The 14006-nt window shown below is 48.2% G+C and carries 9 protein-coding genes; 7 read left to right on the forward strand and 2 right to left on the reverse strand.

Annotation, left to right across the window (positions count from 1 at the left end; genetic code table 11):
* The first annotated feature begins 221 nt into the window (after positions 1 to 221).
* The 3 genes from MTBPR1_RS16695 to meaB all read left to right on the forward strand — a co-directional run bounded on the left by MTBPR1_RS16695 (position 222) and on the right by meaB (position 5561).
* The gene (locus MTBPR1_RS16695) at positions 222 to 2192 is read left to right on the forward strand and encodes a methylmalonyl-CoA mutase family protein (protein WP_069190183.1); all 1971 of its coding nucleotides are present in this window, start codon (positions 222 to 224) and stop codon (positions 2190 to 2192) included.
* Positions 2193 to 2196: 4 nt separating this feature from the next.
* Positions 2197 to 4389 carry a methylmalonyl-CoA mutase gene (scpA, locus tag MTBPR1_RS16700; protein ID WP_069190184.1) on the forward strand — a complete coding sequence of 731 codons (2193 nt, stop codon included), beginning with the start codon at positions 2197 to 2199 and terminating at the stop codon, positions 4387 to 4389.
* Positions 4390 to 4520: 131 nt separating this feature from the next.
* Entirely contained in the window at positions 4521 to 5561 is a 1041-nt protein-coding gene (meaB, locus tag MTBPR1_RS16705) for a methylmalonyl Co-A mutase-associated GTPase MeaB (RefSeq protein ID WP_069190185.1), read from the forward strand.
* A 41-nt stretch (positions 5562 to 5602) separates the two neighbouring features.
* Here the strand turns inward: meaB and MTBPR1_RS16710 are convergent, their stop codons facing one another.
* Complete coding sequence (locus MTBPR1_RS16710; protein ID WP_165602696.1) at positions 5603 to 6745, reverse strand: glycosyltransferase family protein; 1143 nt, start codon at positions 6743 to 6745, stop codon at positions 5603 to 5605.
* Positions 6746 to 6865: 120 nt separating this feature from the next.
* The gene (locus MTBPR1_RS16715; protein WP_069190187.1) at positions 6866 to 8152 is read right to left on the reverse strand and encodes a DUF3422 family protein; all 1287 of its coding nucleotides are present in this window, start codon (positions 8150 to 8152) and stop codon (positions 6866 to 6868) included.
* A 177-nt stretch (positions 8153 to 8329) separates the two neighbouring features.
* On the opposite strand from MTBPR1_RS16715, the gene MTBPR1_RS16720 reads away from it, so the two are divergent.
* The 4 genes from MTBPR1_RS16720 to MTBPR1_RS16735 all read left to right on the forward strand — a co-directional run bounded on the left by MTBPR1_RS16720 (position 8330) and on the right by MTBPR1_RS16735 (position 14002).
* On the forward strand, positions 8330 to 9676 hold the full coding sequence (locus MTBPR1_RS16720; RefSeq protein ID WP_083223181.1) for an RsmB/NOP family class I SAM-dependent RNA methyltransferase: 1347 nt from the start codon (positions 8330 to 8332) through the stop codon (positions 9674 to 9676).
* Between the two features lie 72 nt (positions 9677 to 9748).
* Positions 9749 to 10516, forward strand: coding sequence for a hypothetical protein (locus MTBPR1_RS16725; protein WP_069190188.1), 768 nt, complete (start codon positions 9749 to 9751; stop codon positions 10514 to 10516).
* Entirely contained in the window at positions 10513 to 13023 is a 2511-nt protein-coding gene (gene hrpB / locus MTBPR1_RS16730) for an ATP-dependent helicase HrpB (protein ID WP_069190189.1), read from the forward strand. Before MTBPR1_RS16725 ends, hrpB begins: the two co-directional genes overlap by 4 nt.
* Before the next feature lie 217 nt (positions 13024 to 13240).
* A complete protein-coding gene (locus MTBPR1_RS16735) occupies positions 13241 to 14002 on the forward strand; it encodes a MotA/TolQ/ExbB proton channel family protein (protein ID WP_069190190.1) in 762 nt (253 codons plus the stop codon).
* Positions 14003 to 14006: the final 4 nt, after the last annotated feature.

Genomic DNA, 14006 nt, shown 5'->3' on the forward strand with positions numbered 1-14006 from the left:
CATTTCCCTTAAGTGAGCTCCCCGCGTTCCCGAGGGCGACAGGAATAAGGTAACAAAATTACAAACCATTCTCTCCTTGCGTAATTTCCCGAGGCTTTTTATAAGTTTTATATGAAAAATGCCGCATTCGGGATATTCCCCTATAGCCATCGGGGAATTAATTTGGTAAAACGGTATTGTAATGCGTATTTATTTTTTGATGTGTCTCGCAAAGGATGATCATGAGCGAAGAACGGTTAGCCCTCGCGGCTGAATTTCCAGCGACTTCTGTAGAAGCTTGGAAAGAGTCTTTGGAGAAAGTTCTCAAAGGTGCCCCTTTTGAAAAGAAGATGGTTGTTAAGACCTATGATGGAATTGACATTCAGCCTCTTTATACAAAAGACGACTGGAATGCTGAAGGCAACCCGTCCGGTTTCCCCGGCAGTGCCCCTTTCACACGTGGTAACACGGCGGCAGGTCGCGCAGTTGATGGATGGGATATCCGTCAAGTGCAGGCCAATGCAGATAAGTCTGCAGCCAATGATCAAATCCTTGAAGATTTGGAACGCGGTGTCACATCGCTGATCCTGCAATTTGATGAAGCTGCACGCGCTGGCAAAAATGGCGCAGACGCCCCTGAGCTTGCTGGTCGTGGCGGCATGATGATCTATTCTAAAGAAGACCTCGCCGATGTGCTTGAAGGTGTTCTTCTTGATCTGGCTGGTGTTTCTCTTGAAGCAGGAGGACAAGCCAAGGTCGCTGCAGACATGCTCAAAGGCCTGTGGGCTGATAAAGGTATTGCGCCTGAACAAGCCATGGGCGCGTTTAACGCTGACCCGCTTGGCACCTTGGCTGCAAACGGCTCACTACCACAATCACTGGAAGAAGCCCTTTCTGATCTGGCCTCTTTGGCAAAAGAAACAGCAAAAACCTATCCCCATGTTACGACTGTAAAAGTTGATACCTCTGCCTATTATGGTGCAGGTGCTACAGAAACACAGGATTTGGCGATTGCACTGGCAACGGGTGTTGCTTATCTGCGCGCCATGACTGATGCGGGCCTAAGCGTTGATGAAGCAGCAAAACAGATCGTCTTTAGCTTTGCCAACAGTTCTGACATTTTCACAGGTATTGCCAAGCTACGCGCTGCACGTTTCTTATGGGCGCAAGTGGTGAAAGCTTCTGGTGGCACAGATGATGCCGCAGCCATGAACCTGCACGCTGCAACATCAGCACGCGCTATGTCCAAGCGTGACCCATGGGTGAACATGCTACGTGTGACAGCGACCTGTTTTGCAGGGGCTGTTGGTGGTGCAGATGCCATCACGGTTTTGCCATTTGACCATCACTGCGGTGTGGCAGATGACTTTGCCCGACGCATTGCACGCAACACCCAAATCGTCTTGCAAGAAGAAAGCTCGCTGAACAAAGTGATCGATCCTGCAGGTGGTTCTTGGTTTATTGAAAACCTTACTGAACAATATGCCGCAAAAGCTTGGGAGATTTTCCAAGGTATTGAAGGCAAGGGCGGTATGACGGCTGTCATCACAGACGGTTCCATCCAGGCAACCATCGCTGAAACATGGGATGCGCGTCTTAAAAATATCGCCAAGCGTAAAGACCCGATCACAGGTGTTTCTGAATTCCCGAACATTTTGGAAGAAACGGTCGAACGTGCTGAGCCTGACTATGCAGCCCTCATTGGTAAAATCGCCAAAAGCGATGCGATGATCGGCTCAAACGCTGTTTCAGGTGTAAGTGCAACAGCTGAGGCGCTACCGGCGCACCGTCTGGCTGAAGGCTTTGAGAAACTGCGCGATGCCGCTGATTCATATGCAGCTTCTAAAGGCAACCTGCCAACGATCTTCTCTGCCAATATTGGTGCCATTGCCAAACATACAGGCCGTGCCTCATTTGCGAAAAACTTCTTTGAAGCAGGCGGCGTGCAAGCCACGCAAAACAATGGTTTTGCAACGGCTGATGAAGCTGTAGCAGCCTTTAAGGAAACAACGTGCGAAGTTGCAGTCATCTGTGGATCAGACGCTCAGTATGAAGAACTGGCTGCTGGTTTTGCAGGCGCATTAAAAGCAGCGGGTGCGAAGAAAGTCTTCCTCGCAGGCCGTGGTGAATTTGACGGTGTTGATCAAGCGGTCGGCATGGGCAGCGATGTACTAGGTACATTGCAAGACCTCCATACAGTATTGGGAGTGTAAGTAGATGAGCAATATTCCTAACTTTGCAAATGTTGCGCTAGACACAGCTGGCCTCAACGAAAAAGACGTTGCCGACTGGAAAAGCCGTATTGAAGGTCAAACAGGTAATAAACTTGAAGACCTGAACTGGAAAACACCAGAAGGCATCAACGTTAAGCCGCTTTATAGCGCTGAAGATATCTCTTCACTGGACCATATGGACTCTGTGCCGGGTTTTGCCCCGTTTAAACGTGGTCCTTATAACTCCATGTATACAACACGCCCTTGGACAATCCGCCAATATGCGGGTTTTTCAACGGCTGAAGAATCCAACGCTTTTTATCGTCGCAACTTGGCAGCGGGTCAAAAAGGCCTGTCTGTGGCGTTCGATTTGGCAACACACCGTGGTTATGATTCAGATCACCCGCGTGTAACAGGTGATGTGGGCATGGCTGGTGTTGCCATTGACAGCATCTATGATACACGCACATTGTTTGATGGCATTCCGCTTGATCAAATGTCTGTTTCCATGACCATGAACGGTGCGGTACTTCCAGTACTAGCTCTTTACGTTCTAGCCGCGGAAGAACAGGGTGTGAGCCCGGATAAACTGTCTGGTACCATCCAAAATGATATTCTTAAAGAATTCATGGTGCGTAACACTTATATTTACCCACCAACCCCTTCTATGAAGATCATTTCCGATATCTTTGGCTTCACATCACGTGAAATGCCGAAATATAACTCCATCTCCATTTCCGGCTATCACATGCAAGAAGCTGGCGCGACGGCTGATCTGGAACTGGCCTACACATTGGCTGATGGTGTGGAATATATCCGCTCTGGTATTGAAGCAGGTCTGGATGTGGATGCATTTGCACCGCGCTTGTCCTTCTTCTGGGCGATCGGCACAAACTTCTTTATGGAAGTTGCCAAAATGCGCGCAGCCCGTATGTTGTGGTCGCGTCTAGTCAACCAGTTTGATCCGAAAAACACCAAGTCTTTGGCATTGCGTACACACAGCCAGACATCTGGTTGGTCCTTAACGGCCCAAGACGTGTTTAACAACGTGACACGGACCTGTATTGAAGCCATGGCCTCAAGCCAAGGTCACACACAATCGCTGCATACCAACGCATTGGATGAAGCTTTAGCCCTGCCAACTGATTTCTCAGCCCGCATTGCACGTAACACGCAAATCTTCTTGCAACAAGAATCCGGCACTTGTGATGTGATCGATCCTTGGGGTGGGTCTTACTATGTTGAGAAACTGACCCAAGACCTCGCTGAAAAAGCATGGGCGCATATTCAGGAAGTTGAAGAACAAGGCGGCATGGCAAAAGCCATTGAAGCTGGCATTCCAAAAATGCGCATTGAAGAAGCAGCAGCACGTACACAAGCGCGCATTGATAGCGGTCGCCAAACTTTGGTGGGTGTGAATAAATACCAGCTTGAAAATGAAGAAGCGATTGACGTTCTTAAAGTGGAAAACACAGAAGTGCGCAAATCACAGATTGATAAGCTTAACCGTCTGCGCGCTGAGCGTAATGAAGACGAGACACAAGCCTGTCTGGCAGCACTGACAACATGTGCCAAAGAAGAAAATGGCAACTTGCTTGATCTGGCAATTAAAGCCGGTCGTGCCAAGGCCACTGTTGGTGAAATTTCTGACTCACTTGAAAAAGTATATGGTCGCCATCAGGCAACCATCCGTGCGATTTCTGGTGTTTATAAAAACGAGGTTGGTGAAATGAACGAGAAAGTCGAAGATGTCACAAAACTCGTTAAGAAATTTGAAGCCTCAGAAGGTCGTCGTCCACGTATCTTGATTGCGAAAATGGGCCAAGATGGTCACGACCGTGGTCAAAAAGTCATCGCAACAGCCTTTGCTGATTTGGGTTTTGATGTGGATATCGGTCCTCTCTTCCAAACACCGGAAGAAACAGCGCGCCAAGCCGTTGAAAACGATGTTGATATCGTTGGTGCCTCTTCACTGGCAGCGGGTCACCTTACCTTGGTGCCTCAGCTTAAAGGGGAGCTTGCAAAGCTTGAGCGCGAAGACATCTTGATCGTATGTGGCGGTGTTATTCCTCCACAAGATTTCGATGCTTTGTATGAAGGCGGCGCAGAAGCCATCTTCCCACCGGGAACTGTTATTTCTGAGGCGGCCATCGATTTGATGAAAAAGCTGAATGAAGTTGTCGGTATCGAAGACTAAATAAACAAAACCACGTCATCCCGGACTTGATCCGGGATCCATCTCAAATAGAATTCACCATGGATCCCGGATCGGCGCTTGCGCTTATCCGGGATGACGTTTTTTTAGGTTATTAAAAAAGAGAATTAGAAATGAACGACATTGTAAATCACTCCGTCAAAAAAGGACCTGTTCGTCGCCGCAAACAATTGAGCGTGGATGAATATGTTGAAGGTGTTTTGGCTGGTGATCGCACAATGATCGGACGCACCATTTCCTTGGTGGAAAGTACCTCGCCTAAATATCGCAAAATGGCACAAGAAGTTTTGCTAAAGCTTCTGCCCCATAGCGGCAAGGCCCATCGTGTGGGCATTACGGGCGTGCCGGGTGTGGGTAAATCTACAACTATTGAGGCTTTGGGCTGTAACCTGTGTGATGCAGGCCTGCGCGTGGCTGTTTTGGCGGTAGACCCGACAAGTTCGGTTTCTGGTGGGTCTATTTTGGGTGATAAAACCCGCATGAATAACCTTGCCATTCAAGAAAATGCCTTTATCCGCCCAAGTCCCAGTTCATGCACCCTTGGCGGGGTGACCAAAATGACGCGTGAAACCATGATTGTATGTGAAGCCGCAGGCTATGACGTGGTTTTAGTGGAAACCGTTGGCGTAGGCCAAAGTGAAACCGTGGTTGCCGATATGGTGGACTTCTTCCTTGTGCTCATGCTGCCCGGTGCCGGGGATGAGTTGCAAGGCATTAAAAAAGGTGTGCTTGAACTTGCCGATATGATTGCGGTGAACAAGTCTGATGCCCCCAATGAAAAACGCGCTAAAATGGCCGCGCGTGAATATAAAAATGCCCTTCACATCATGAAGCCGCAAAGCCCGAACTGGAGCCCGCCCGTTGTCTGCATCTCCGGTCTTTCCAACATGAATTTGGATGAGATGTGGGAAAAAGTGGCTGAACACCGTGAAAAGCTATCAACAACAGGTGAGCTTAAAGAAAAGCGCACAGAACAGCAGTTTCGCTGGATGTGGGCCATGGTTGAAGACCGCCTGATGGAAGCCTTAAAAACCCATCCTGAAGTGATGGGCCAGCTAGATGGCATTCATGACGCCATTACAGAAGATAAACTAACCGCCACCGTTGGCGCCCAGCGCATTCTGGATGCTTTTGGCTTAACTGATACGCTCTAGAGCATACCTAGTTACTGGCCTGCGCCAGCATGACAGGGCCTTCAAATCTTATCAAAAATCGCGACACAATCTTTAGCAAACCCTTGCCATGTGCGCTCACGCCCAACGAAGCTCGCTGCGCGGCGCGCCATCTTTTGGGTTTCCTCACGGTTTTGATAGGCATATTCCAACGCCTCAACCATCTCCTCGATATCGCTTTCCATCCAGCCCATGCGTTTGCCGCCTTGCTCATCCAGCGCCGTTTGTTTTTTCAACGCGATACACACATCCTTATCTTCAGGCATCATATCAAGATGGCCCGTGTTGGCTGATAAGATTGTCGGCACACGGCAAAACATGGTTTCATTACACACAAGGTTTGTCCCGCCTTCACAACGATTGGGGAAGAGCGCCACATCCACATCGGCAAAAAGCTGGCTCAGACTTGCGCGTTTCATCACACCTAAATCAACGAAAGCCTCGCTGGGGATGCCGTTTGCCACGGCCCATTGGGTCATATAATCTGGCCCAAGATCAGGATTGAGATCAACCTCAAGCGTGCAACTTTCATTTACCCCGCGCGCAACCTCAGGCCAAAAGTTCACCCAGTTTGTCAGCAGCAAACTATCAGGGTGGCGTTCATGGAAAATCTTGAAAGCCTTAACCACCAAGTCTTGGCCTTTGCGATATTCCAGCTTGCCGCCACTAAACACCACAAACTTATCCCCAAATCGCCCGCTGGCTTTTTTAGGGACCAGCTCATAAGGGTCAATACCCTGAAAGCTCAAGTACACATGGTCCAGCCCTGCATTTTTTAGAAGCTCATAATTATAGGTCGAACCTGTAACAATCCCGTCAAAGCGATTAGCGCGCGCCATATTGGCTTCATCCATGAGCTGTTCTTCAAAAAAAGTCATGCAGATGTTGCGCTTGCCCCATGTGCGCCGACCTTCTTCTGTTTCCATAAAATCATTGCCCGTGCCATGTAACACATCCATTTGATCGGACATGACTTTTTGATTTGGCGCGCTGGCAAAAGCATCTTGAAACATCTGCACACTACTGTTCAGTGGCATTATTTTTTCCGCATATTCAGGACGCGAGATATCAACAGCAGGGGTTACCAGCAACGGATTGCGCCCTAATTTCATCAGATGCAAAGAAAGATGAACACCGATTAGGCCCCAGCCATGCTTATCGCTCACGCCCCACGTAATCACATATGGATTCACTTGTGCTTTCTCCACCCTCATTGCTTATAAGGCTAGCATAAATATTCACACAGATATTGCAAAACCTTCTTTAAAAATCAAAAGCCTATCCCCTTACCCACCACTCAGTAAAATCTTCTTGGCTTTTCGCAAGCCTGACCAAATCAAAAAGGCTACAACAGGTACGGCGACCCCAACGGCAATATCAGGGTTAATAGGAAGGCCCGCAGCCTTTGCCGCTTTAAAGCCATAACCCAACAAACCGATTAGATAATAGCTAATGGCGACAACAGAAAGGCCTTCCACGGTTTCTTGCAAACGCAGCTGAAGGCCCGCGCGTTTATTCATGGTTTCAAGCACTTCTTGGTTTTGCTTTTCCAGCTCCACCTCAACACGCGCGCGCAACAAACCTGCCACGCGGGTGACCCGACGCGACAAAAAATCCTGACGGGTTGCGGTATATTCACATGTCTTCATGGCAGGTGCCATGCGTCTCTCAATGGTTTCAGATAAAGTCGGCAGGCCCTTCATGCGATCTTCACGCAGCTCGTTTAAGCGTTGTTGCACAATGGCGTAATAAGCCCGCGTTGCGCCAAAACGATAACTGTTATGAGCAGAAATACTTTCAATTTCTGCCGCCAGTGTGGAAAGGTCTTCAAGCAATTCCCCATCTTTAAACTCATCGCTTTTATCAGACATCTTACCGGCGATTTCTGCCAGACTGTCATCAATGCGGCGAATGTCTGGACTCGCCTCGCGCGCAAACGGCAGGCCAAGCAAGGCCATAAAGCGATATGTTTCTATCTCTAACACCCGCTGGATTGTTCGCCCGGCTTGGCGCGCGGTCATAGACACATCACGCATGAGAATCCGCCCAAAACGGTCTTCTTGGATACGCAAATCCGTACACATTTCAGCTGCCCCACCCCCAATGGAACAACCAATATAGGTTTGTCCGCCAAATAAACGGGAAATCTCTGAAGGCTTGCGCCGTGGTGTATCTTTATGTTCCAGCTCAAGATGGACCGCATTGATCACTTCGCCGGGCATTTCTGCCAACCAGTCTTTGGATACCAACTCGATCACAGGGTGCAAAAACGGCTCTTCACAGACTTCAGAGCGAAAAAATGTATATGTTGAAAATTCCGTATGACGTTCCCAACGCAGGCGAAACGGCCCCATATCGGCAATGAAATGAGTTGCCCCGTCGGGTGGAGGTGGCACATCGTATTTCTCACATAAAGCCCCAAGATGGTCGCGTTCTTCCACACCACCTGTTTCGCCTGTCTTAAGCGCAATATGGGACACGCGCTCAGGCATACTCAGTGGAATATAAGGTCGTGCATTGATCTCCTTATCCAAAGTGTCGCGAAGCGGATGTTCTTGCCCCAAATAATGCATGGTTATTAAGCCTTTAACTAGATAGCGAAAAAGTGGTATTACCATTAAGATATACCGTAAGACAAGATGTAAACAAAAAATTCTTTCATTTGCCTGTCTTTCACCGCTTTTGCGTGGCTTTTAGATGGATTCATGATATGAAGCGCCCCATCAGATGACATTGAAGGATTGAAAATCATGAGCGACAAAGAACAAAAGTCGGCCTATGGCCTCGGGCGTGCGGCACGGCTGAACCTGTCGCTTGAAATGCTCAATGAGATGGCCAATACAGGCCGCCCCATGGACGCGGTCCTTTCCAGTTATTTTCGCCATCTCCAAGATGCGCTTGAAAGACGTGATCGCCGCGATCTTGAAAACCGTGTGCGCTCTGTGCTTTTACATTATCGTCGTTTGTTATGGTGGCTTAAAAAAATCAAGCTGGAACCCACCATGCGTGCCATGTTATTGGCTGATATGATCCTCAGTGAAAACGCTGATATTCCCCAGCTTGAAAAACTTTGTAACGGTGCGCGCAATCGCATGGATATGTTGCGCAAAGAAGAAATCGCTGCACTTAAAAGATTGCTGGGTAAAGAGATTAACCACCCTGATATGAGCGATGCGGTTCAATCAGAATGTCCTGATTGGGCACAAGCCGGGCTTAAAAAAGCATTTGGTGAGACGTTTACAGAAGAACTGGCAGCGCTTGCGACAAAATCCACAAGTGATTATCGCGTTAACACCCTTCACACCACCCCTGAAGAAGCCCAGCAAAGTTTAGCTTCACAAGGCTTCAAGACAGAGCCTTGTCCCATGTCCCCCATCGGCTTGCGCCAAAGTGATGCGGGTGGACCCATTTTATCGGAAACAGACGCTTTTCGTCAGGGCTGGATCGAAGTCCAAGATGAAGGCTCCCAGCTTGTTGCACTTTTTGCAGGGGCTAAAAAAGGCATGCAGGTTGTGGATTTTTGTGCTGGTGCTGGTGGTAAAACCCTTGCCATTGCCGCCCAAATGCAAAACTCCGGTCATCTGGTCGCCTGTGATGTCCATAGCAAACGCTTAAGCCGCGCCAAAGTCCGCCTAAAACGCGCCGGTATTGTCAATACACAACGGGTCTTGCTGGAAAACACCTATGATAAATGGGTCAAGAAAAGCCGTGGTAAGTTTGACCGCGTGCTGATTGATGCGCCGTGCAGTGGAACAGGCACATGGCGACGCAATCCAGATTCCAAATGGTCCAAAGATGAAACAGACCTCAGTGAACTGGTTGCCCTGCAAGCTGACATTATCAAAAGCGCAAACCGTCTGGTCAAAAGCGGTGGGCGTATGATTTATGCCACCTGCTCGCTGCTGCCAGAAGAAAATGAAGAGCAGATTGAGAACTTCCTTAAAGAAAATGACAAATTTACGCTGGTTAAGGCCAAGACCGTCTGGGAAGAAAATTTCGAGACGCCCTATCCTTGTGCCAATGAAGACTATTTACGCCTAAGTCCGCACACAAATGGCTGTGATGGTTTCTTTGCCTGTGTGTTGGAAAAGAAATAGCACTGCGCTCTGACTTGATATTTTCACAAGAGAACTTTAGTCTGTAATTCTCTTAGGGTAAGGACATTCACCATGGCAGATAAAAAACAAGAACAAACGGACATTCCGTGCCAACAGACGTTTAATTCGGCTGTAGACCTTTTTCTATTGCTTGCTAAACAACAGGCCCATGAAGGACAAGTCAGTCTGGATGCCCTTGATTTTGTCGCCCAAGCCATTCAAACCGATCCGGCTGTGCGTGAAAAATATTGTGACAAACAGTTTGAGCGCTGCTCTCAACAGGTGCGTCAGTCCATGCAAAAGACACCGCGCATTAATGTTTATGGCCGCATTGTCTCTCAACCGTTTGAAACATTGCTTAATCGCGACCCTGTTGTTCTGGCAACACCGCAGCTAACCAATTTCTTTCATGCCATTGAAGCGCTTTTAGGGCGCGCGCAATATGAAACGCTGATGGAAACCTCCCTGCGCCTGATGGAACGGATTTCTCAGGAAAAAGGCAACAAGTTTACTTATTACGATCTCTATGTTGATAAAGAATGCTGGAATATCCGCTGGGACAGCTTTATGGCACTGGCGGGCTTTTTCTCAAAATTCAACATCCGCAAAGACTGGTATATACGCGTGATGCAAAGTGATCCGCACACACCAGGTCAAGGCGTTGGTCAATATCCTTTTTCTGACTTCCAGTTCAAACAACAGATGATGTGTATCTTTAAAGAATTCACCAATCTGTCTGATGATGAACGCAAGGTCTTTGAAAAACGCTATAGCGAAAAACAACGCAATGACCTTTCCAAGTTTTTGGCAAATGTTGCGGCTATTGATGATGAGGTATGACAACATCTCCCTTAAAACTTGGCTATCCGGTTGAAGAAACATTCCCTGAGTTAAAAAACGCGCTCAGCCAAAATAACTGCGCTATTTTAGAAGCCCCACCGGGCGCAGGTAAGACAACGCTCGTGCCCCTTGCCTTGCTCAATGAGCCATGGCTTGGTAATCAAAAAATCATCATGCTTGAGCCACGCCGCCTTGCCGCACGTATGGCGGCAACCCGCATGGCAAGCCTGTTGGGTGAAGAGGTTGGTCAAAGCGTTGGCTATCGTATTCGCCAAGATAAGAAGATCAGCGCCAAGACCCGCATCGAAGTGGTGACAGAAGGTATTTTAACCCGCCAAATCCAAGACGACCCCGAACTTGATGGCATTGGCCTTGTGATTTTTGATGAGTTTCATGAGCGCAACCTTCAAGGTGATCTTGGGCTCGCCTTCTGCCTTGAGACCATGGCCGCCTTGCGCGATGACCTTCGCCTGCTTGTCATGTCTGCTACATTAGATGGAGCTTCTCTTTCAAGCTTTTTAGATGACGCACCTTGCATCACCAGTCAGGGCAAAAGCTTTGAGGTCGAGACAAAAAACCTGCCCCGCCCTGATAAATTCAGCCTTGCCCAAGATGTGGCTAAAGCTGTGAATAAGGCAGTGCGCGAAGAAAGCGGCAATATTCTTGTCTTTCTCCCCGGTGAAGGTGAGATCCGCAAAACCGAACAGCTCTTAAAAGATCAATATGGCTCTGACCCCAGCATCCTTATTGCCCCGCTTTATGGGGCATTAAGCCAAGCCCAACAGGATTTGGCCATCTCACCAACCGTGCAAGGCAAAAGCAAAATCGTTCTTGCCACCACCATTGCGGAAACCAGCCTGACCATTGAAGGCATTCGGGTAGTCATTGATTGTGGTTTAAAGCGGGTCTCTCGTTTTGATGCTGCCAAGGCCATGTCGAAACTTGAAACCGTACGGGTTTCAAAAGCCTCAGCCACTCAGCGAAAGGGACGTGCAGGGCGCATGGAAGCCGGTGTGTGCTATCAGCTTTGGCCCAAGGCCGAAACCCAAGCCTTACAGGAACGTGATATTCCTGAAATTCTGGAATGTGACCTCACCCCTTTTGCCTTGGACCTAGCCTCGTGGGGGGTAAAAAGGCCTGATGAGCTGAAACTCTTAGACCTTCCCAACCAGAGCCAGCTTGAAAAAGCTCAAGAGCTCCTCATCACCCTTGGGGCCTTAGATAAAAACCTGATCTTGAGTGAGCATGGTAAAGAGATGCAGAAACTTTCTTTGCATCCCCGCATCGCCCATATGGTGTTAAAGGCAAGAGAGGAAGGCCAAGGTGAGGCGGCACTGGCCTGTGAGATTGCCGCAACGCTACATGACGGGCCCCTTTTTAAAGGCAGGCGTGAATGTGATATTCGTAACGCACTCAGCCTGTTTCAGTCTAAAAAACAAGATCGCAACCTTGCAAAAGGTGCTTTTTATCGCGCCAAAGAAACCGTAAAGATCTTAAAAAAACGCCTAAAGCTGAAAGATGCAAAACCTGCTTCGATCTTGGAAGCTGGACGAATTTTGGCCCTTGCCTATCCTGATCGCCTTGCAAAACTGCGTGCAAAAGGCAAAGGGGATTATCACTTAAGTGCCGGCATCGGTGCGAACCTTTCTGAAGATGACCCGCTTTTTGGAGAAGACTATCTGGTTGTTGCCCATATGGGGGGCACACAGGCACAAGGGCGCATTTTTACAGCCGCCCCCATTACTTTACAGGATATTGAAACAGACTTTGCCCATCAGATCATTGAAGAGGAAGAAATCGGTTGGGATAAACGCACTCAGGCTGCCACGGCACAAAGAGTGCGGCGCATCGGTGCCCTTAAACTTAAAACAACCCCGATTAAAAACATTGCTCCTGAGCGTTTGAGCGAAGCCCTGTGCGCAGGCATCCGCCAATTGGGCATACATGTTCTATCTTGGGATAAAGACAGCCAAAACCTGTGCCAACGGGTTGAGTTTTTACGTTATAACGATACATCGTGGCCTGATATGAGTGAGACAGGCCTGTTAGACAGTTTAGAAGACTGGTTATCACCTTTTTTAAACGGATGCTGTCGGATTGATCATTTGAAAAAGGTAGATCTCCAAGCGGCTCTCTTGTCAAAGATGAGCTGGGAAGACCAACAAAAGCTCAATCAGCAGGCCCCTACACATTACCGCGTGCCCAGTGGGTCTAACATCCGACTTGATTATAGTAATTCTAAAAAACCTGTTTTATCGGTCAAATTACAAGAAATGTTTGGTGAGCCCCAATCCCCCACCATCAATAATGGACAATGTAATTTACAAATCCATCTCCTCTCGCCTGCCGGACGCCCTTTGCAAGTGACTGAAGATTTAGAGAGTTTTTGGCAAAATGGATACGATTCGGTAAAAAAAGAAATGAAAGGGCGTTATCCCAAACACCCATGGCCCGATAATCCTATTGCGGCAATTGCAACAGGTAAAACCAAACGAAAAATGCACTAAAGTATGATAAATCGTAGGTATATCTACCTATATATATGTATACACACAAAAAATGGTGCATTTTTAGCGAGTTGACTGTTGCCCCATCCGACAAACGTAATGTAAAACTGTCTGAGGAAACGTGAGCATAATCTTTTTTAACGTTAAAACGTTGGTAAGGACTTTCGCGTTAATATGAGTTTTACGGCAAGCTGAATAACAAGAACGGCACAATTGTATGGATCTCGCAACGCTAATTGGTATCGTATTGGGCATGGACCTCATCGTGGCATCAATCATGATCGGTGGAGACCTCGGTGCCTTTATCAACATTCCATCTATCGTGGTTGTGTTTGGTGGTACGACAGCTGCAACTCTTGTAAAATTCCCGCTTTCTGACTGTATCGCCGCACTCAAAATCGGCGGCAAGATCGCCTTTAAAAACACAGCTGACGACCCTCGCAGCGTTTATGACATTGCCATTGAGCTGGCTGGTATCGTTCGTCAAAAAGGTCTTCTCGGCCTTGAAAGTGTTCAGGTTGAAAATGAATTGATGGCGCGTGGTATCCGCATGTGTGTGGATGGCATGGCTGCTGAAGTCATTAAAGAAAGTATCAGTAAAGAAGTCGACATGACCCTAAAGGCTGAAATGCAGGGGGAGAGCTTCTGGCGCGGCATGGGCGATATGGCCCCGGCTTTTGGTATGATCGGAACTTTGATCGGTCTGGTACAAATGCTTGCCAACTTGTCTGACCCGGCTGCGATTGGCCCGGCGATGGCGGTTGCGATGTTGACCACATTTTATGGTGCGGTTTTAGCCAACCTCATCTGTATTCCACTGGCGGATAAACTGGAAATTAAAATCGACAATACAAAAAATACACGTGCCTTGATTGTCGAAAGTGTGATGCAAATCCATGCCTCACAAAACCCTATGGTTCTGCAAGAACTGCTTGGCGTATATCTGCCAGGTGGCAAGCCTGCAGAAGAGGAAGAGTAAGCTT

This window comes from Candidatus Terasakiella magnetica, assembly GCF_900093605.1.
In the GTDB taxonomy this organism is placed as follows: domain Bacteria; phylum Pseudomonadota; class Alphaproteobacteria; order Rhodospirillales; family Terasakiellaceae; genus Terasakiella; species Terasakiella magnetica.

Excerpts from the sequence above, each read along its gene's own strand:
- MTBPR1_RS16725 (WP_069190188.1), top strand. The coding sequence starts at position 9,749 with ATGGCAGATAAAAAACAAGAACAAACGGACATTCCGTGCCAACAGACG.
- scpA (WP_069190184.1), top strand. The coding sequence starts at position 2,197 with ATGAGCAATATTCCTAACTTTGCAAATGTTGCGCTAGACACAGCTGGC.
- hrpB (WP_069190189.1), top strand. The coding sequence starts at position 10,513 with ATGACAACATCTCCCTTAAAACTTGGCTATCCGGTTGAAGAAACATTC.
- MTBPR1_RS16720 (WP_083223181.1), top strand. The coding sequence starts at position 8,330 with ATGAGCGACAAAGAACAAAAGTCGGCCTATGGCCTCGGGCGTGCGGCA.
- meaB (WP_069190185.1), top strand. The coding sequence starts at position 4,521 with ATGAACGACATTGTAAATCACTCCGTCAAAAAAGGACCTGTTCGTCGC.
- MTBPR1_RS16715 (WP_069190187.1), bottom strand. The coding sequence starts at position 8,152 with ATGCATTATTTGGGGCAAGAACATCCGCTTCGCGACACTTTGGATAAG.
- MTBPR1_RS16695 (WP_069190183.1), top strand. The coding sequence starts at position 222 with ATGAGCGAAGAACGGTTAGCCCTCGCGGCTGAATTTCCAGCGACTTCT.
- MTBPR1_RS16735 (WP_069190190.1), top strand. The coding sequence starts at position 13,241 with ATGGATCTCGCAACGCTAATTGGTATCGTATTGGGCATGGACCTCATC.